Source organism: Rossellomorea sp. y25 (assembly GCF_038049935.1).
GTDB lineage: Bacteria > Bacillota > Bacilli > Bacillales > Bacillaceae_B > Rossellomorea.
The window spans coordinates 916,346-935,684 of the sequence record NZ_CP145886.1 but is presented as its reverse complement, the minus strand read 5'-3'; the positions used below and the strand labels follow the sequence as shown (position 1 = coordinate 935,684).

Here is a 19,339-nt window from a genome sequence, read left to right as displayed (position 1 = left end):
TATGACGCTTGCCAACCCTATGAAAAAAGAGAACTGACCATAAAAAAAGAATGTGTTTGCAATGGCTGATGACCCTTGAAATTGATTCCATAACAGCTAAAAGAATATCAAGAAGCTAAATGGGATGACTCCTCTAAGCAATCCTTTTATCAATAAATTTATTTTATGTTCCTTATTATTAAGAAGAATCCCCAACATCTCATAGAATAAACCGATATTTTTCCAACTGACTATCCCTATTTAAAGAAAAAGGACCATTCCTCTACGTGCTGCTTACAACACGTAGAGGAATGGCCACGGGGGTTAAGACTTCGTTCTTTAAGAAAGTTGAATTACTTCCAAATATCCATATACTTTTTTTTGTATTTTTTGTCATCAACCGTATCAATCAAATCTAAAGCGGTTTGTTTGATAGACTCATCATTAAAGTGGTCATATAAATTCCTCATGTTTTGAAGAATGTCATTCCGGATTAAAGTAACGTTTTTTTCATCTGTTCCTTTTTTAAAACGTTCAACCATAAAATCCATAACCATTTCTTTTTGAGGTGTACCAGCAATTCCGACCTTCCAGATTGATTGGAGAGAATGCCTAGCCGTCACAAACTTTTCATCTTTTGTTACCTCCCACAACCCTGGGAAATCTTTCATTATCCTCATCTCTGGATCGCTTATGGCTAGGTTAGCTAAATATTGTGCTGCACGAGAGCGTTGATGGTTATCTTTATGAGTTAAGTCCTCTAGTAGTTGATCCCATACTTCATATGCCCAATCAACTTTTTGGTCCGTTACTTTTAATATATATTGGTAGGCTTCATAACGCTCTTCTTTATCGCCTGACTTAGAATGTTCAAATTCCAACTTTACTTGACTGTCCATTTTTATCTCACCTAATTTTCAATGCTCAGATTTATTTTATACATCGTCATAACCAATTACTGCTGTATCATCTGAATAAGGTTTCCACATGTATCGTCAAAGACAGCTATCGTGATCTCTCCCATGACGGTAGGCTCCATCGTAAACGTTACACCTTTTTCCACTAGTCGCTCGTACTCTTTGCGAATATCTGAAACCCCAAACATCGTTACAGGGATGCCGTCTGCGAATAATTTCTCTTGATACTCTTTCGCAGCCGGGTGCTCATTTGGTTCAAGTAAAAGCTCGGTCCCGTCTTGTTCATCAGCTGAAACAAGCGTAATCCACCGGTGTGCTCCTGTAGGAACGTCATGTTTTTTCACAAAGTCCAGCGTGTCTGTATAAAACGCTAATGCTTTGTCTTGATCTTGAACGAATATACTGGTTATAATAATTTTCATCCTCATTTGGCCTCCTTTAATCGTTGCGATGGCAGTTGCTCTTCTGCCGATTCGTGAAAAGTTAGTCTACCCATCCTTTCAATAAGTTTGCAAGTGGTTCTTTGTTAAACATAAGTACTCGATATTTACCCTTCCGTTCTGACATGACGAGTCCTGCATCTTCCAATAGATTTAGATGTTTGGTGATCGCCTGTCGCGAAATGGAAAGGTTGTGCTTCATAACGAGGCGTGCCGTAAGTTCATACAATGTCAGCTCGTTGCGATCGGAAAGCTCATCCAGGATAAGCCGCCGAGTCGAGTCGCCAAGTGCTTTGAATATAGTGTCTTTGTCCCAAGTCATAGATTGATTATATGCAACTAAATGGTTGCTCGTCAAGTATAAGCAACTAATTGGTTGCTTGATAGAAGGTACTTTATGATTCCCTATAATAAGAAAAATCCCCTTTAACGGTTTTTAGAAAGTTATTAGGGACATAGAAAACACCAGAAACTTATGGTTCTGGTGTTTTCCTCTTTTAGCGTCTTTTTTCATTAAAGTACCCCAAGCCGGAGATCTAAATCATTTAAAATCCGATACACTATTTAACTGATTTTCTCCGCCAACTCTAAAATAATCCCTTTTGGACCACGAAAGTAGCATAACTTATAACTTTCTTCGTACTGCTGTATCTCACTAAAGATTTCCGTGCCCTTCTTTTTTTCAAATTGGCCACAATCGTTTCAATATCTTCAACAGCAAAGCAAATATGTCGGATACCCAGCGTAATGGCAAAAGGTTGCTGAATACCTTTTTCATCTGAAGGTGTATAAAATTTGACCAGCTCTATCCATGCCTGACCATCTGGCATCCCCAATCCTACACATGCCGTTTTAACGTGATTAAGTCCAACGATTCTGTCCAACTGCTCTCCATCCAATTCCCATTCCGCTTGCACTTCGAGTCCTTAATCAACAAAAACGCCTTAGCCTCTGAAAGGTCATTTACGTTTATACTCACATGATCGATTCTATTGGTGTTCATATCCCACGCCTCCTATGTTTCTGTTATGGAAACCATAGGGACAGCTCCCTCGGCTCCTTTACTAAAAATGAGGCACCATGGTACCTGTCCCCATTGTGTCTTAATTCAACATATCTAACAATTGTTCCGTTGAAAGGATGGTGGCAAATTCATCATTCAATGTAGCTAAAGACACGTTATGTATCGTTTCCGGATCAAAATAACGGCCATCTTGATCTTTCATTCCAAATGCCGCTGTGGCATCGGATATTAGGTAAGTGTTAAAGCCTAAATTCCCGCTCATTCTCGTCGTTGTTGAGACACAATGAGGAGTGGTCAACCCTGTTATTATCACTGTTTTAATATGATTTTTATTTAACGTTTCTTCTAAATTGGTGCCAATAAAACTACTATTCACTTTCTTGGTAATTACCACTTCTTCTTCAAGAGGACTAACCAATTCCTTTATAGTAAAACCTTTATTGCCGGGATAAAATACAGAATTCGGATGGTCTGACGTGTGTTGAATATGAATGACTTGCCCTCCCTTCGCTCTCCAAACCTTTAGTATTTTACTAATATTCTCTTCTGCATTTACATTATTTCGTTCTCCCCATTTTGGGTCATCAAATGCTTTTTGAACATCCACTATAATCAATGCACTGTTTTGATTCACTATACTTCCTCCTCTATAATATTCGGTTAATCTTCAAATTTATTATAAGAATTCAACCAAAAGAGAGTTAAACCTTCAATATACGCACGCTACCATTCCCTCTTTTCAACAAATAGCAAAATTGGCGTCGCCAAAGGACCCAATACGAGTGAAAGCAGAAACCAGTTTAACCCCTTCCTGTTTTTCCCTTGTGCAAGTCCGGCATTTATCAGCGCCAGTGTGCCCCAACCTACAAAATATTGATTATCCATCATCTGTCCTCCACATTCATTAAACCAATACCAATTATTTCAAATTCATTATCCTACTCAAGTCAAATTATCACAATAAAAAAGCTTATCGTTTCTAGGGTAAGCCCTCTTTAATGGATAAATATAAGTTCAGACATGTGGTATTAAGTGAATATACTAATTTACTGCGAATACAGTTCCAGTATTTTTTTCATGGGCAGTTTATTGGTATCACTCAAATCGACAAAATAGGGTAACTGCCATGTTTGAGTTTTTATCGCTTGTTTGCTGGTTGGGGTATCCCAACTAGGGTAAACTCTAATGGCCATTTTCCCTTTCGCAGCACTCGTCTTAAGAATATCTTGTTTGGCAAGAATGTCTTTCGGGAAAACAAATTGCCCCCATTCTTCATTACTCAAAAAGGTATTGATGACCAACAAGTCAGGTGCCTTTTCATATGTAAATGGTTGATTATTATCATTTTCATCTTTTTCCCAAAATGCAACAAATTGCCCCACCTTATTAGGTGTTACTTTTGCGACCCTAAATCGAACTGAACGAGAAGCCAGTTCAAATGTACCAGCTCCGTAATTCGCATTTTGTTTTTCTTCTTGAACCGATTTTAAGGTTAATTGATTAGGTTCATAGACTAATTTGTTTACAAGAGATAACGCTTTATTAAAATTGTTCACATCTTCCCTCCTACTCTTTTCATTATTTTAAGTATAATCATCCGTCAGAGTCACCCCCTTCTCCAGTTCAATTTCATCTCTAATGGGAATCCCGTCAATTCCGATCATAGGGATCTCAGGCTTTACCTTTCTCGCCTTCTCCACTGCGAACCGGTGAATAGTTGAAATCATGAAGCCCCTCTTTTGGTAAAATTTCAGTGCCGGCAGATTGTCATTGGTTGTGATCAGCGTGATGCGCTTGCACCGGCTCCCGACTGCCACCTTTTCTACTTCTTTCATCAGGGAGGTGCCGATGCCCTTCTTTTCTTCCAAACTATCAAGGGAAATAATCTCGCATTCTTCGTCTTTGACCACATATGTAATCAAACCTGCGATTACGGTTTCTTCATTCAGGTAGGCAAAGCCGTCTAACGCAGCACAGTCATAGATCCCACTGGAAATGACCATCTTCGGACTGCCCCAATGCCGATTGAAGAATTCAACCAGGTTCTCTTTCGGCATCTCTTTAAGTGATACGATCCTCATTCGTCCTCTCCCCCTTATCCGTTTCGTGAGTGCTCTACTGGAAGATACCATAGATTTAATTGTAAAAAAAGGAAAATACAAGAAACCCTATGGTAAAATGGAATTAAATTCTCCATGTCTTATAACCTTCAAAAATACATGTATACAAGGAGCAAGGACATTTTGAAAAAGGTACGAGTTTTACTTTTACTAATGGCAGTGGTCTTATTGGCCGGGTGTTACGGGAAAGAACAGAATCTGATCGACGGAGATAAACAGATAACCCAACAAATTGATAACGCGATCTCCCAATATATCATCCAGAACTATTCCACCTCCTACTACGGTACAGAAAAGCAGTTTGAAGTCCACAAAATCTATGGAACGAGCGAAAAGGATGGGATCCTGAGTGTGTATATGTGGTCGTATTACGGTGGATTTAATAAAGCGACCGGAATAGAGGCCCAGTCCGGGCATTCATTACCTGCCGTAATTCGGTTAAGCATAAAAGATGGGACCTATTCTGTGATTGAATACATAGAACCAAAGGACGGCAGCATGTATCAGTCCTCCTTGGAAAAAATGTTCCCGGCGAAATACGTTAAATCCGCTCAGAGAGATAGTGGAAACATTGGGGAATTGCAAAAAGAGATGGAGAGAAAAGTGGAAAAGTGGATCGAGAAACAGGACAAAGAATCCTAAGGGGGATGAAAAGCATGGAACTGACCATTAGGAGAAGGATCGAGGAAGATGTCCATGAGTTCATTACGTGGGCGTATGAGGGAATCTATTCGTTTTACGATAACAATAGTCAGGCGGAAAAAATCGAAGGATTGAAAGAAAGCTTTTCCTCTATAGTAAATTTGATTCACCACAAGAACCCCCTTATGACAGTTGAACGTCATGAGAAACGATTAGAAGAAATAAAGCAGCTGTCTGGAATTGAGTTTTAAGTCTTATTTAAACTAGCGGGTGCCCGAACACAAGAGGGAGATGGTTATGATCAAAATGTTCATTTTATATGTACTATCATTTATTGGGTTCTACTTAGGCTTTATTCTGTTGAGTTCCCTTGCAGAGAACTACAACATCTCAAGCTTGTACGTGGTACATGTAAAAGAGGATGGGGTGGAAATTTTCCCAACGATCAATCCTTTTTTAATCATGTTTCTCTATACAATAGGTTGTCAAAAATTAATCTCTAGAATGATTGATAAGAGTGATAATAAAATGTGACGTTACACTTAAAGCAATGGGGGATTTAATGAATAAGAATCACAAAGGAAAGTGGTAATGAAGATCATGCTAAAGAGGGACTCATACTCATACTCATACCACTCACTCCCTCTTGCTCCTTAATTACTTTTTCATTCCCTCTGATCAACGGAACAACTCGTGATTTAGAAACCATCAAAAAAAGGGGATTCCTCCTTCCAGGAATCCCCTTCCCTTTTACTTTCCTCCACTCGCACCAACACCACTGTCCAACACTTTCGCCTTTACCCAGCTTCCGCCAAACAATCCCGTATAAACAAGAACGGTACCGAGCATAACGATGAAACCGATATAAACACTCATCATCGTCGGCATCAAGAAGGCACCGATAATGATCGTGGACCGTGCGACAAGATCCGCCCCGCTGAAGGACAGGTTAGAAAATGCGGAGTAGGAGCCCCGCTTATCGCTTGGGATCATATTAGCCTGCTCTGCGTTACGGATCGGGGAGTAGATCAGTTCCCCCATTGTCGCAATCAGATTAAATGCAATCAGGACGTACCACGTGTTGGCGGATGTGACCGCCATATAGCCGATTCCGTACAGGATGAGTCCGATCAAGAGGGCGTTCTTCTTATTCAGGCGGTCTGTATAACGGTTGATGATGAACGTGAGGCAGACGACGAGCAACATGTTCTCAATGTTCAAAATACTGAGCATCCTGACTCCGACGATTTCAAAATCCCCGATGTTCACAGCCTTGAAGGTTTCCGCTAAACGGATCCCGATATAGCTGTTCAGGGAGAATTCCGCTGCGAAGATGAAGGTGGACCCTGCCACCACTTTCACGAATGCCGAATCCCTGAAGGCTATCCGGTAATTGTTCACGAGATCGATGAACACATTCTCGTGCTTTTTCTGCAGATGATCCTTGAAGTTGTCCTGAAGCCAGATCCCATACGCAACGGGAATCGTCATGGACGTAAAGGTCAGCATCATAAATAGCTCTGTCTGATGGTCCAAATACAGTAGTCCCCCTAGGGCCGCACCGATCGCCATGGACAGGTTGACGAGCCAGTAATCCAAGGCGTAGACGGCTTTACGGTTCTCCGGCGTCGTCGAATCGATGATAATCGCATGCATTGCAGGACGGCCCAGGCTGCTCGTGATGATGAACCCGATATAGGCACCTGCAAACAGCAGGATCAAGTTATCCTTCGGAAAAAGACTAACAGTCATGATGAAAAAGAACATGGCGTTCAGCCAGGACGTTGTCAGCAGGACTTTCTTCCGGGGAAAGCGGTCTGAAATGTATCCCCCGACCAGATTGATGAAAAACCCGATCACCACGGTGACGATCAGGAAGATCCCTGCCCAGATCTTATTCAGTTCCTGAGCAAAGAACAGTGCCATGAACGGCATGACGGCGGATGAGACGGCACGGTTAAAGAATGATGTGATCATCCGTACTTTTATGTTTTGAGGTAATTCCTTCCACTTCATGTTGTTACCCCTCCTCTATTTACTGTATAGTAAACTAGACGAAAGATTATAAAAATAGACACTTTTCAAATCGATGTCCCCTTTTAGGAGGAGAAGCAACGTGGAGAATAAATTACTAACCCTTTGGCGGTACTATCCATCAGGCAGCATCCGAGTGGAGGAAATCTCTGAAACCCTGCAATTGAGCCACAAGCAGACGACCCGTTATTTGAAAAAATGGGATAAAGAAGGCTGGATTGCCTTTACACCGGGACGCGGACGGGGAAATGTATCGACACTTCTATGGAAGAAAGATGTGGAGGAAGAGTTCGAAGAGGAAGTCGTAAAGCTCCTGGACGAGGAACCAATTGAGACTAGCAGCAAGTATCTCATGTACAACTGGTCAACCGACAGCAAGATGAGGCTGATGAATAAATTCCACAGTAAGCTCGGATTTGTGAAAGAGTCCAAAGATAAGCTGATCGTGCCGAAGAGATATCCCTTTTTCTCTATCCACCCATTGGAGGCAGCCGATGTCCTCAGCGCCCATCTAGTGGCAAACGTATTCAACCGCCTCGTCTCCCTCACAGAAGAAGGGGACATCCTCCCGGAACTTGCACACAGCTGGGACGCTTCATCTGCGAAACTGCGACTATATGTAAAAAAGGACATCCAATTCCACGACGGTTCCCTCCTGACGGCAAAGGATGTTGTCCATTGTCTCGAACAGCTTCGGACATGCCCTCATTATCAAGATCTTTGGGAACCAGTCGAAAGGATCGAGGCAAAGGCCCCCCTCATCATCGATATCCATCACCCCGGGGGCTGCAGCTACATCCTCCCCATGCTCAGCATGATGTGTGCGAGCATTTATAAAGAAAACAAGGGACGGACCTTCGGGACTGGATGCTTTTCCATCGAGGAGAATACAGATGCTAAGACAACTCTCGCTGCCTTTAAAGAGCACTTTCAGGAGAGGCCGCTCCTCGATGCTGTAGAATTTGTCCAGGTGCCGAAAGATTTCAAAGGAATTTATCATTCTCACATTGAAGAGAGTCAGTCTTCTTCTGTTGAGGTCGAGAGTGACTCGGGCTTCGGGATTGTCGTCATGAATGCCGTTCCGGGACGAGATTCCCAGATTCAAAGAAAAGCCGTACGGGATTATCTGCACTGGGTGATTGCGAAGAACCGCCACACCCTTCGTGACCTCGATCCCCGCCTGACACCGAACGGCAAGAGCATCCTGATCGGACAGGACCAATCCATGACTATCCCGGAGGCAGAACGTCCCTTGTTTAAAGAGCCGATTGTGATCCGTTGTGCCAATCATACAGCGAAAACCACCGAGTGGCTTGTGGAGGTTTTTGAAAAAGAAGGCATTCCAGTCGACGTTAAGTGGTTTTCCTTTGCCGACACCCTGAAGAGGCAGCCCGAGACATTCCATGTGGACCTATTCGTTCACGGAGAAATCTTTGAATCCAACCAGAACTTCTCGTTTTATCACTTTTTGAAAAACGGATATTCGCCTCTTTATCCCCTTTTTGAAAAAGACAGTACGTGGAAGTCCCGTCTGGAGGAATATCGTCAAACATCATTCGAAGACTGGACCGCCTTAAATATGGAGCTGGAGAATAGGCTCATGAGAGAATCCATCATGATTCCACTCTATTACGAGAAACGATACATCCCTTTTTCGACTGACATTATGAACATTGAGATCAAGCATTTTGGATATGTGGACTTTTCGAAGTTGTGGGTGCGGCCGGAGATTTGAGAACAGTGGGGACAGGTTCCGCGGCTACTGGCTGTTGACGTCGCGTATGCCTTGATATAGAAACCGTAAAAGCAAAAAAAGGAATGCTGAGAATGAATAGCATTCCTTTTTTGTTTAGGAAGCACCAGAACCGCCCCCCATGTTTCCTGGGACAAGGGACCTGTCCCCACTGTCCCATTTTATGATATGATAATGAAATTGTTTGCCCATACTACTATTGATGTCTATCCATCCTAGAAAAGAGGTACTTATGCAAGAGACTGTATTAACCAAACAACAGTGGTTTCTTATCTTCACGCTTAGTTTACTAACTTTTGTTCTCGGCACAAGCGAGTTTGTCATCGTGGGGATCTTAACGGAGATTTCCTCGAGCCTTCATATAACCAACGCAAAGGCAGGTACGCTTGTGTCAGCGTTTGCGATTACCTTTGCCATCGCCACCCCGGTCGTCATGTCTGCAACAAGCCATTTTCCTAAGCGGAAATGGATGTTGTTTTTGATAGGGTCGTTTATCATCCTGAATGCATTGTGTGTGATTTCGACGAGCTACGTCATGCTGCTTGTCCTTCGAATGCTGACAGCCATCGTCACAGGCGTTTCGATTTCCCTTGCCATGACGATCGCCAGCGAAGCGATTCCAGTAACGAAACGGGGAGTGGCCATTTCCTTCGTTTTCGGCGGGTTTACTCTGGCAAACGTGATCGGAGTACCCATCGGTACCGTCATCGCGGAGTGGTACGACTGGCATGCCACGTTCCTGTTAACGACGATTCTTGGTGTGGTTGCCTTTTTGGCCTCTTTCATGAATTTGCCGAGTAAGCTCAGTCAATACCGCAGTTCCATGCGTGATCAGTTTTCGTTGTTGACCCACCCGCGGATCTTGATGGCTTTCTTCATCCCGGCTCTTGGATTCGGTGCAACCTATGCGGTCTTTACGTATCTTGTCCCGATTCTGAACATGATGGGCGCACCGGGCAGCTCCATCAGCTTGATCCTGTTTGCCTACGGTTTCATCTCGATTTTCAGTAACATACTGGCCGGAAAGATTGCCAGCCACAATGCCATCGGACGCCTTCGATTCGTTTTCCTTATCCAGGCCTTTGTCCTGATGGGATTGTACTTTACCACCGGCCATTTCGTCGTCGGATTGATCAACATTGGACTGATGTCCCTGATGGCGATTCTGCTCACCACCTCGACCCAGCTTTACTTGATCGACCTAGCCGGTGTGTATCAGCCGAAAGCGACAGGACTCGCCGCTTCCTTGATGCCCGTTGCAAGCAATGTCGGCATCGCCATGGGATCGGCACTCGGAGGGCTTGTCTACCATCAAGGCCCATTATTGAATGTGACACTTGTCGGCGGGGTCGTTGCACTTGGTGCGAGTCTGTTGACCTTCTTGAGTCATCGCTTGGACCGGAAGCACGCCACATCGGCTTAAATGATGTCATAAAAAAGAAGTATCAAGAACGTTGAATGGTTCTTGGATACTTCTTTTTTTTTAAGAATTATTCCCTTTCTCTGGCCCACTGCGTATCCCGGATATTTTTCTGAATGGTGATGGCAGCAAACAGACAAAGAACAAATGACATACCGTAAAATCCTTTTTCGCTTAAAATGATACTCCCCGCATTATAAAGTCCGATCGCCATCAAGGAAATGGCCACAATGACGGCAAACCAGCTGAGCCCATAATAGATGCCGGAAACCGGGATATCCTCTTCTTTGTCCCTTACCGCTTTTTGAAGGGATACTGCTGCATACAGTCCGAAAATCAATACCGCAAAGTAATACCCCTTCTCATTCAGTTCCATCGAAGCATTGAACAGGCCGATCAGATAAGCGGAAGCACCTACTACAAAGGCCGCCCAGCTCGCCCCTTTAAAGGCGGCAGTCGGTTCCCCTTCTTTTCTTTCCACCTTGATCTTTGGTTTCGTTTCATCGCTCTTCATTAACGGGTTTTCATTAAACTCAGACATCAGCAGCTCCCCTTTACTGTCATTCAATATGTGAGTGCCTGCCCTGCACTATAAGAATCATTATAGCAATTTTTTACAGATGTTGGTTGTACTTTTTGGGTATTTTTTCATCTTTGAGATATGAATGAAATCCGGTCCCTTGGTGTGCAAAACGTTAGCTTACTGGCGGTACCTCTATTTGTGAGAAGGTTCATCGTTCTATTTTCAACACCACTATCATCCAATCTCCCCCTTCCAGAGGAGAATGAAGGAGGATTTTCCTCAAAATAAGACGACTCGTCCCCTTGCACTTTTCGTTTATTCCTATTAAAGTATATACTGGTTGGAATCCAGCCTATCTGGGAATGGATAAGACTGAAGCATTCTACTTTTTAATTTTGGGAACATGTTTTCCTTAAGGAAAGGGTTTAAATAGATATGAAAGATAATTTTTGGCATGAGTTGCCTAAACCGTTTTTTGTTTTGGCACCGATGGAAGCCGTGACCGATGTCGTTTTTCGTCATGTTGTGAGTGAAGCGGCGAGACCTGACGTGTTTTTCACAGAGTTTACGAATACAGAAAGCTACTGTCATCCGAAAGGAAAAGACAGCGTACGCGGACGTTTGACGTTCACGGAAGATGAACAGCCGATCGTCGCCCATATTTGGGGGGACAAGCCTGAATACTTCCGCCAAACAAGTATCGGTGTGGCGAAAATGGGCTTTCGCGGAATCGATATCAACATGGGTTGTCCTGTACACAATGTCGCAGCGAACGGAAAAGGATCAGGACTGATCCGCCGCCCGGAAGTCGCAGCGGAACTCATCCAGGCAGCCAAAGCGGGTGGACTTCCCGTCAGTGTGAAGACCCGTCTCGGATATACTAAGGTGGAGGAATGGCACGACTGGCTGAAGCACCTGTTGGAACAGGATATTGTCAACCTGTCCATCCACCTCCGTACGAAAAAGGAAATGAGTGACGTTGATGCCCACTGGGAGCTGATTCCGGAGATCAAGAAACTCCGTGACGAAATCGCCCCACACACCTTACTGACGATCAACGGAGACATCCCTGACCGCCAGAAAGGACTTGAGCTCGCCGAGAAATATGGCGTGGACGGCATCATGATCGGAAGAGGGATCTTCCATAATCCGTTCGCCTTCGAAAAAGAGAAGAAAGAACATACAAGTGAAGAACTGCTTGACCTTCTGAGGCTGCAGCTGGATCTTCATGATAAGTATAACGATGAACTCGAGCCTCGTCCGTTCAAACCGCTCCGCCGCTTCTTCAAGATTTACGTCCGCGGCTTCCGTGGAGCGAGCGAGCTGAGAAATCGTCTGATGGAAACCGTCACCACCGACGAAGTTCGCGCTCTTCTTGATGAGTATGCAGATGGAGTGAAAGATGAGGAAGGCTTTTCTGTGACTAAGTAAGGGCCCTTGTTTAAAAGGGGTGCCAGCCCCCAGCACATTCACTGTGCCGGGGCTGGCACCCTTTTTTTGTTTTAAAAGTGAACTACCTAATAATCAAAAGCAGTTGATCTACCTCACGATTCCTATCAAGCAAGGTATCATCTAACAAAAAGCTCCCTTCACAGCCTCTCTCAAACCTTACCTCTCCATATTCAATACTCTTTGAATAAATGCTGCCTTTGCTTCCGAATGGGCTTCCCGGTCATCAGTTCGGTCCGCCAGATGCTTCTTGAGCTCTGCATATTCTCCCTTCAAAAAGGGTTTTTCGTTCAAACGTTCCTGGAATGACCGCTGCTGTTCCCATCTCGGTTCCCCCTCCAGCGTTATTATCTGATTTTCAACAAAAAAGAACGTTATATTGTCCATTTTTATCTGGAGCAGGTTCTTTGGTGAGCATGAGGCCCCGGTACTGGAGTGAAATCCACCATGGAAACGCCACCGAATGTGGAATTGATCCAAATCAGACCCTATTCAATCCTGATCTACGTTTATTGCTCCTAGTTTTTCGATTATCAATCCTGTTTAGAATTTTATTGATCCTCTTATTAAATAATTGATCCTCCGTGTCGAATTTTCTTTACCTCAGCATACCTTATGAGGCCAAAAAGGCGGGGTCAGCGGAACCACAGGGACAGTCCCCCGGTTCCAGCCCCCCGGCAGATTCGCCACGCCATGGGTCATCTAAACCATCCCCTCTTCCAAAACCACCCGATCATCAAAATACATACCAAGCCCATGACTCCGAGTACAATGGCGTAGCCGTAGGTCCACCTCAGTTCCGGCATGTGAACAAAGTTCATCCCATAAATTCCTGCGATAAACGTCAAAGGAGCGAAAATGGACGTAATGATCGTAAGGATTTTCATGACATTGTTGGTTTGCAAGGAGTTCAATGATAGATAGCTATCTCGGATATCCACCGTAATTTCCCTGTTCGACATGACCATTTCAGATAGTTTTAGAAGATGGTCGTAAATATCCGAAAAATACTTCCTTTTCTCTTTAATCCCTTGTAAGTGTTGGGAATTGAGCATTCTATAAAGGAGATCGCGCATTGGATGGATGATATGACGCAGTGTCAGCAATTGGGAGCGTGTATCAAAAAGCTCGGTCATTAGAACATTCATCGATTGGTTTTGCCGATTCTCTTCAATTCTGTCCAAGCGGTCTTCTATTTCATAAATAACGGGAAAGTAGTTGTCCACGATTTTATCTACCACTTGATAAAACACATAATTGGGGTCCCAGTTTTCAATCCCAGCTTGTACTTCCCGTATCCGTCTCTGTACTTGATTGATCTCTATTGATTGATACCGGTGGAAGCTTACTATGAACTGTTTTCCGACAAAGAATTGAACCTCTTCCTTTGACAGTCCTTCCCGTCCTTTCTTCACTGCATGGGTTACGTAGAAGGTATGATCCTCGTAATAGTCCAATTTAGGTCTTTGAATCGATTGGAGACAGTCCTCGATCGCTAAAGGATGAAAGTGGAACGTATCAGATAAATGACTGATTTCTTCAACCGTAGGGGTATCGAAATCGATCCAGATCCATTTATATGATTGGAGTCCCCTTCCAATCAAAATATCCGTCTCCAGCTTATTTTCATGTGTAATTCCAAAAGCGTGAATCACGTTACCTCCTCCATTTCACAGAAAGAGCCCAGCATGATGGCCTGGGCCCTATATAACATATTCATTAGTGTTGGTTTTGCTCGAATGACCAAAGCCTGATTATTCGTAGCGCAGCGATTCCATCGGATCCAGCTTTGATGCTTTGGCAGCTGGCAACAAGGCAGCAAGGATGCTGATGATCACACTGATCAGGATTCCCGTCAGAACATTCCCTGCACTGATTTGGATCAACTGGGCATCGAACGCCTGTTGCATCACATTATTTCCCAATATCCCGATAATGCTTGCCATCAGGACCCCGATCACGCCGCTAGCAAAACCGAGTAAAGCGGCTTCTGAAAAGAAGATCCGTTTGATGTCTTTTCTTCTTGCCCCCACGGCACGCAGGATCCCGATTTCCTTTGTCCGTTCCACTACGCTGATGTACAGCACGACAATGATCATGATAGCGGACACTAGCAGGGAAATACCGGCTATCCCAGCTAATACATTGGTGGCGATTTTCAAATAATTTGTCACCTGGTTCAGGATGTTCCCTACCCCGGTACCGGTGAAGCCTGCGTCCTCCAGATCTGCCTGTACCCTATCGACATACTTATCCTCTTCCACCGTCACATCCAGCTGGGTGGCCATTAATGTGATGTCTTCACTTTGAAACATCTCATCTAATGTCTGATACGATGTGTAGGCAAGATCCTGATTCATGCTGCCTTTGATGACTCCTGACACAGTCATTTCTTTCTTTAGGATGACCGGCCTGTTTTGATCATCTGTTGTATTGATGTAAAGTTCCACTTGTTCTCCGGCAAGTTCTTCAGGAGAGTCTTTCACTTTTTCTGCGGCCGTTTCAGAAAGCAGTACTTCATCAACCCCGGGGAGTTCGCCTGCAATGAGATCCTCTTTATTCACACTATCGTTCATCGTTTGGTATTGTACGATATTCACTGATGTATCCTTGTACAAAATGGAGCTTCCCATCGTTAACGTATAGACATTCTCGACTTTCTTGACATGGTCGATGTTCTTTACTCGCCGTACATCCTCCTGTTCAAGGGGCACCGTTTCCTGCACTGGATTCGGTAGTGGTCCTGAGCCTGCACTTCCATCACCTTCGGGCGCTTTCGTCACTTGAATGAGGTTCGGATTCAGATTGGCATTGATTTCTTTATTGATATAGTCGGTCACCCCTGACCCCAACCCCAACATCAGGATGACGCTCAAGATTCCGATCGCACCACCGAATGATACGAGCAGATTTCGTTTGAGGTTCAATCGGATATTGTTGTAAGCCATTTTCATCGCTGCCCCGAATCTCAAGTTCTTCGTTTTGACCTTCGGTGCGTTCTCTTTCTGGCCATAAGGTTCTCTCAACGATTCATCTTTTATGATGTTCCCATCATCCATAGTGATGATTCTGGTTCCATAGTCCGCCACCTTTTGAGAATGAGTAACCGTTATGACAAGCTTTCCTTGTGCCGCGATATCATCCAGCAGCTGCATGATCTGCTCGCTGTTTTTCTTATCAAGAGCCCCTGTCGGTTCATCTGCAAGGATAATGTCAGGATCATTGGAAAGCGCGCGTGCGATGGCCACCCTTTGTTTCTGCCCTCCGGAAAGTTGATTCGGTTTTTTATCTATATGATTCCCCAAGCCAAGGTCGGTCAAAGTCTTCTTAGCTTTCTGTTCTCTTTCAGACGCACTCATGTCCGTCATCTGCATAGTCAGGACAACGTTTTCCAATACGGACAAATGACTGATCAGATTAAAGCTCTGGAAGATAAATCCTACTTTAAGCTTCCGATACGCATCGAGCTCATTTTCCTTCATCCCTTGAAGGCTTGTTCCGTCCACCATCACATCTCCTTCGAAATCCCTGTCCATCCCGCCGATGATGTTCATCAGGGTGGACTTCCCGCTCCCGGACTCCCCTAGGATGGATACGAACTCCCCCTGATTGAATTCTACATCCACACCATGCAATACTTGAACACTTTCACTCTTACCAAGCTTATAAGATTTCTTAATGTTGCTGACTTTGATACTCATGTGTTGTTCCTCCTATAATGAATGTTCTTTTGTTTTATCCATTGCTTATTTCATGGCCTTCCGTTTGTACTGATGCTCCCTTTTTTAAGAAGAGGGACAGAACCAGCGCCCCAATGGCAAGGAATGAAGCAAATAGAAATGCCTGGTTATACCCATGTACCATGGCCATCTCACCGATCATCTGTGATCCGCCTCCGGAAGGACCTTCAGGTGTGTAACCTTTTGAGGACATTGTCATAATCGTGATCAATATGGCGGTCCCGATCGAACCCGAAATCTGCTGGAATGTATTGGCCATTGCGGATCCATGGGCACTCCACTCAACAGGGATCTGATTCAGCCCATTCGTCATCACTGGCATCATCGCAAGAGACAATCCGAACATCCGAAGACAATAAATGGCGGACAGGTAGACAATCGACGTCTCCATGGATAAATTCGTCATCAAGAAAGACGTCACAACGACGATCAGGAGTCCAGGAACAGCCAATTTTCTTGCACCCCATTTGTCAAAAAGAATTCCGGTAACCGGGGACATGACCCCCATCACAATCGCCCCCGGCAATAGCATTAAGCCGGATTGGAGCGGACTGAATCCTCTTACATTCTGCATATACAGTGGCAGCAATGTTTCTGCGCCGATCATCGAAATGATGACGACCATCGTGATCACTAGAGATAACGTAAAAGTCTTATAACCAAAGACTCTAAATTGAAGTAATGGTTGTTTGAGTCTTAGCTGCCTCCATATGAAGATTCCAAGCGTCATGAAGCCCATTGTGATGAAGAGGAGGACGATTTGGCTGGACCAGCCTTTTTCCCCCGCCACGCTGAATCCATAAAGCAATCCCCCAAATCCAAGAGAGGAGAGGAAAATCGACAGGAAATCGATTCTGGGACGAGTCAGCTTTGTCACATTTTTCACATACACAACCGCCAGCACCATGATCACTGCCACAATGGGCAGGACAACGAAGAATAGCGCTCTCCAAGAGAAATATTCGAGTAAGAACCCGGACAAGGTTGGTCCGATCGCTGGTCCAAAGGAAATGACGATACCAGCCCAGCCCATCATCCGACCTCTATTCCCCTTTGGTATGATGGTCAGGATGATCGTCATGATCAGTGGAAGCATGATACCGGAGCCCGCTGCCTGTACCACCCTTCCCAACAATAGCAATGAAAAGCTGTGGGAGAGGGCTGCAAGCATAGTCCCCAGACCGAACAACCCGATTGCTGACAGGAAAAGCGCCCTTGTCGAGAACCGTTCAATCAAATAAGCCGAAATGGGAATCATGACGCCGTTGGTCAGTAAGAAAGCTGTCGTCAGCCACTGTACCTTATTCTCATTCAAACCGAAGTCATTCATAATGGATGGCAACGCCGTAGACAATAAAGTTTCATTTAGAATGCCCACGAAAGCCCCTAACAGCATGACCGTAAACATTGGGCCAAAACGGAAGTCCTGGTTATTTGCGTCTGTCATATCGATCCCTACCCTTTCAGAAAGTGATGAATGTAATCTGCCGTTTCTCCGGCACCATTTTCTTGTTGCAGCTGTCTTCCCAATTCGAGAGCAATCTTTTTCATCGGTTCTTGTTGCATGGAAGTAATTGCTTGCGATAGATTTTCCACCGTCAATTCCTTTCTCGGGATGGGGGCGGGCCCTACCCCCAATTCTTCTGTCCGTTTTCCCCAGGCGAACTGATCATTTCCATGGGGGATGACGACACTTGGGACACCTGCACGGAATGCGGTTGCTGTGGTACCCGCCCCTCCGTGATGGATGACCCCGGCCATCTTAGGGAAAAGCCATGTATGAGGAATACTTTCAATGAAGTACATATCTTCATATCCTTCTTTGTTCCCAACCTGATTCCAACCCGTCCCGATAATCCCCCTTTTACCGGATTTACGGAGTGCCTCTATGACCAGTTTCGTTGTTGTATCGGCACGCTCATCATAAATGCTTCCGAACCCCACATAAACGGGCGCATCCCCTTGATCCATAAAGTCGACAAGATCGCGGGGTGGAGTCCACTCGCTCAGATCCTCATCCAGAAACCAGTAACCCAACGACTTCATCCCAGCTTTGGGTTGTGGAAATACGCAGGGACTCATCGACATGACAGAGGTATGATCCGTTGTCGACTCTCTACCAAATGGGTTGGTAAAATGGGGCGGGCGTCCACCGAAACGTTCCTTCCAAAATGCAGCGATCGAAGGCTTGATCGTAAGCCAGAATCCCTTCTCGAACAATTTATGTGTCAGGAGATTGACCGTCTTGCCCCATCTCAGCTGATAGAAGATGAGGGCGGGGTATTCTTTTGTAGGTGCCATGGGAAAAGGGGACGCAAGAATAGTCGGCACACCCCAATGTTCACCGGCGAACTGACCGATGGCTGCTCCCGGATGATAGATGATGGCATCTGCTCCCTCACACGCCTCGAACAGATCCCTCTGCATTCCCATCTGCTTATCTTTTATATAAGGCTTCATCTTTTGAAAGCTAGAAAAAAATTTAATCGGGTTGTCGGACTCAATCGAGCTTTTGGCCATTTCCCTTGAAATTTTGGCAATATCCCCTTTGATTGGATGGAAGTGCAAACCATGCTGCTCCACCAACTCCCCATAATTTTCAAATGCGGCAAGTTTCACTTCATGACCAAGATTCTTTAGTTCTTTCCCAAGTGCAATGTATGGTTGGGTATCTCCTCTTGTACCTGTGGTTAATAATGAAATTTTCATTCGTTTACACCTCATATCAATTAATTTAGTTAGACTAACTTACCTTTAAGAAATTTCATTCGTTAGGCTAATTGATGTTCACGGAACTTTCTTTTAGTTAGACTAACTTATATTTTAGGGGAACAAGGGACTTTCCCACTGTTCCAGAACGTTATTCGGCGCTTTTCTCGTAGAACCCCTTGATCAATTTCTCCAATGTCCGTTTGAACTGTTCAGCCTCATCCGGGGTAAGCAGCCGTTCGATGAATGCGACATAATCCTCCAAAGCCTTTTGATGCAGACGCATGAATGTCTGGCTGGATTCAGTAAGTGTCACGTGATAAATCCTTTTATCTTCGGTTGATTGGCTTTTTTTCGCATAGCCGAGTGAAACCAATTTATTAATTCCTGTCGTGGCCGATGCTTTCGTGATGTTGAGCGCTTCGGCTATCTCACTAATAGTAGGATACCGAAGTGTGCCGATCGCTTGTATATACTGAATCTGATTGACACTTAAATTGGAGACACCTGCTGTTTCAATCGTCTCTTGGACCAACTTCTTAAAAGAAGTGTCAAGTGTAACGATAAATTCACGAAGAATTTCTTCCAT

The 19,339-nt window shown here is 44.5% G+C and carries 20 protein-coding genes and 1 pseudogene; 6 read left to right on the top strand and 15 right to left on the bottom strand.

What is annotated here, in order from left to right:
- Positions 1–332: 332 nt before the first annotated feature.
- The 8 genes and pseudogenes from AAEM60_RS04615 to AAEM60_RS04580 all read right to left on the bottom strand — a co-directional run bounded on the left by AAEM60_RS04615 (position 333) and on the right by AAEM60_RS04580 (position 4,441).
- The gene (locus AAEM60_RS04615) at positions 333–878 is read right to left on the bottom strand and encodes a hypothetical protein (RefSeq protein ID WP_299742367.1); all 546 of its coding nucleotides are present in this window, start codon (positions 876–878) and stop codon (positions 333–335) included.
- Between the two features lie 56 nt (positions 879–934).
- Positions 935–1,318, bottom strand: a complete 384-nt coding sequence (locus AAEM60_RS04610) for a VOC family protein (protein ID WP_299742364.1) — start codon at positions 1,316–1,318, stop codon at positions 935–937.
- A 61-nt stretch (positions 1,319–1,379) separates the two neighbouring features.
- Complete coding sequence (locus AAEM60_RS04605) at positions 1,380–1,658, bottom strand: metalloregulator ArsR/SmtB family transcription factor (protein ID WP_299742684.1); 279 nt, start codon at positions 1,656–1,658, stop codon at positions 1,380–1,382.
- A 242-nt stretch (positions 1,659–1,900) separates the two neighbouring features.
- Positions 1,901–2,339: pseudogene (locus AAEM60_RS04600) on the bottom strand (VOC family protein).
- Positions 2,340–2,439: 100 nt separating this feature from the next.
- Positions 2,440–2,994 carry a cysteine hydrolase family protein gene (locus AAEM60_RS04595; RefSeq protein ID WP_299742361.1) on the bottom strand — a complete coding sequence of 185 codons (555 nt, stop codon included), beginning with the start codon at positions 2,992–2,994 and terminating at the stop codon, positions 2,440–2,442.
- A gap of 89 nt (positions 2,995–3,083) precedes the next feature.
- A complete protein-coding gene (locus tag AAEM60_RS04590) occupies positions 3,084–3,248 on the bottom strand; it encodes a hypothetical protein (RefSeq protein ID WP_341358034.1) in 165 nt (54 codons plus the stop codon).
- A 158-nt stretch (positions 3,249–3,406) separates the two neighbouring features.
- Positions 3,407–3,916, bottom strand: a complete 510-nt coding sequence (locus AAEM60_RS04585; protein WP_341357539.1) for a MepB family protein — start codon at positions 3,914–3,916, stop codon at positions 3,407–3,409.
- Positions 3,917–3,943: 27 nt separating this feature from the next.
- The gene (locus tag AAEM60_RS04580) at positions 3,944–4,441 is read right to left on the bottom strand and encodes a GNAT family N-acetyltransferase (protein WP_299742355.1); all 498 of its coding nucleotides are present in this window, start codon (positions 4,439–4,441) and stop codon (positions 3,944–3,946) included.
- 162 nt (positions 4,442–4,603) lie between these two features.
- Here AAEM60_RS04580 and AAEM60_RS04575 point away from each other — a divergent pair, with 162 nt between their 5' ends.
- Genes AAEM60_RS04575 through AAEM60_RS04565 form a run of 3 tightly spaced genes read left to right on the top strand, consistent with a single transcriptional unit; the run spans position 4,604 to position 5,656 of the window.
- Positions 4,604–5,122 carry a hypothetical protein gene (locus AAEM60_RS04575; RefSeq protein WP_341357538.1) on the top strand — a complete coding sequence of 173 codons (519 nt, stop codon included), beginning with the start codon at positions 4,604–4,606 and terminating at the stop codon, positions 5,120–5,122.
- A 14-nt stretch (positions 5,123–5,136) separates the two neighbouring features.
- Complete coding sequence (locus AAEM60_RS04570; protein WP_341357537.1) at positions 5,137–5,373, top strand: hypothetical protein; 237 nt, start codon at positions 5,137–5,139, stop codon at positions 5,371–5,373.
- 46 nt (positions 5,374–5,419) lie between these two features.
- Positions 5,420–5,656: a hypothetical protein gene (locus tag AAEM60_RS04565; RefSeq protein WP_341357536.1), complete on the top strand. Its 237-nt coding sequence runs from the start codon at positions 5,420–5,422 to the stop codon at positions 5,654–5,656.
- A gap of 216 nt (positions 5,657–5,872) precedes the next feature.
- Here the strand turns inward: AAEM60_RS04565 and AAEM60_RS04560 are convergent, their stop codons facing one another.
- Positions 5,873–7,138: an MFS transporter gene (locus tag AAEM60_RS04560; protein ID WP_341357535.1), complete on the bottom strand. Its 1,266-nt coding sequence runs from the start codon at positions 7,136–7,138 to the stop codon at positions 5,873–5,875.
- Between the two features lie 100 nt (positions 7,139–7,238).
- On the opposite strand from AAEM60_RS04560, the gene AAEM60_RS04555 reads away from it, so the two are divergent.
- Together AAEM60_RS04555 and AAEM60_RS04550 are read left to right on the top strand one after the other, a co-directional pair.
- Entirely contained in the window at positions 7,239–8,891 is a 1,653-nt protein-coding gene (locus tag AAEM60_RS04555; protein ID WP_341357534.1) for an ABC transporter substrate-binding protein, read from the top strand.
- A 250-nt stretch (positions 8,892–9,141) separates the two neighbouring features.
- Positions 9,142–10,332, top strand: a complete 1,191-nt coding sequence (locus AAEM60_RS04550) for an MFS transporter (protein ID WP_341357533.1) — start codon at positions 9,142–9,144, stop codon at positions 10,330–10,332.
- 67 nt (positions 10,333–10,399) lie between these two features.
- Here AAEM60_RS04550 and yiaA read toward each other — a convergent pair whose 3' ends face one another.
- On the bottom strand, positions 10,400–10,870 hold the full coding sequence (gene yiaA / locus AAEM60_RS04545) for an inner membrane protein YiaA (RefSeq protein ID WP_341357532.1): 471 nt from the start codon (positions 10,868–10,870) through the stop codon (positions 10,400–10,402).
- A 417-nt stretch (positions 10,871–11,287) separates the two neighbouring features.
- On the opposite strand from yiaA, the gene AAEM60_RS04540 reads away from it, so the two are divergent.
- Positions 11,288–12,283, top strand: a complete 996-nt coding sequence (locus AAEM60_RS04540) for a tRNA-dihydrouridine synthase (RefSeq protein ID WP_299742333.1) — start codon at positions 11,288–11,290, stop codon at positions 12,281–12,283.
- Positions 12,284–12,999: 716 nt separating this feature from the next.
- Here the strand turns inward: AAEM60_RS04540 and corA are convergent.
- The 5 genes from corA to AAEM60_RS04515 all read right to left on the bottom strand — a co-directional run bounded on the left by corA (position 13,000) and on the right by AAEM60_RS04515 (position 19,339).
- A complete protein-coding gene (corA, locus tag AAEM60_RS04535; protein ID WP_341357531.1) occupies positions 13,000–13,956 on the bottom strand; it encodes a magnesium/cobalt transporter CorA in 957 nt (318 codons plus the stop codon).
- A gap of 99 nt (positions 13,957–14,055) precedes the next feature.
- Complete coding sequence (locus AAEM60_RS04530) at positions 14,056–16,002, bottom strand: ATP-binding cassette domain-containing protein (RefSeq protein ID WP_341357530.1); 1,947 nt, start codon at positions 16,000–16,002, stop codon at positions 14,056–14,058.
- A gap of 34 nt (positions 16,003–16,036) precedes the next feature.
- A complete protein-coding gene (locus AAEM60_RS04525; protein WP_341357529.1) occupies positions 16,037–17,488 on the bottom strand; it encodes an MDR family MFS transporter in 1,452 nt (483 codons plus the stop codon).
- An 8-nt stretch (positions 17,489–17,496) separates the two neighbouring features.
- Positions 17,497–18,750 (bottom strand): glycosyltransferase, encoded by a 1,254-nt coding sequence (locus AAEM60_RS04520; protein ID WP_341357528.1) that lies wholly within the window; start codon positions 18,748–18,750, stop codon positions 17,497–17,499.
- A 151-nt stretch (positions 18,751–18,901) separates the two neighbouring features.
- Positions 18,902–19,339 carry a MarR family winged helix-turn-helix transcriptional regulator gene (locus AAEM60_RS04515; protein WP_341357527.1) on the bottom strand — a complete coding sequence of 146 codons (438 nt, stop codon included), beginning with the start codon at positions 19,337–19,339 and terminating at the stop codon, positions 18,902–18,904.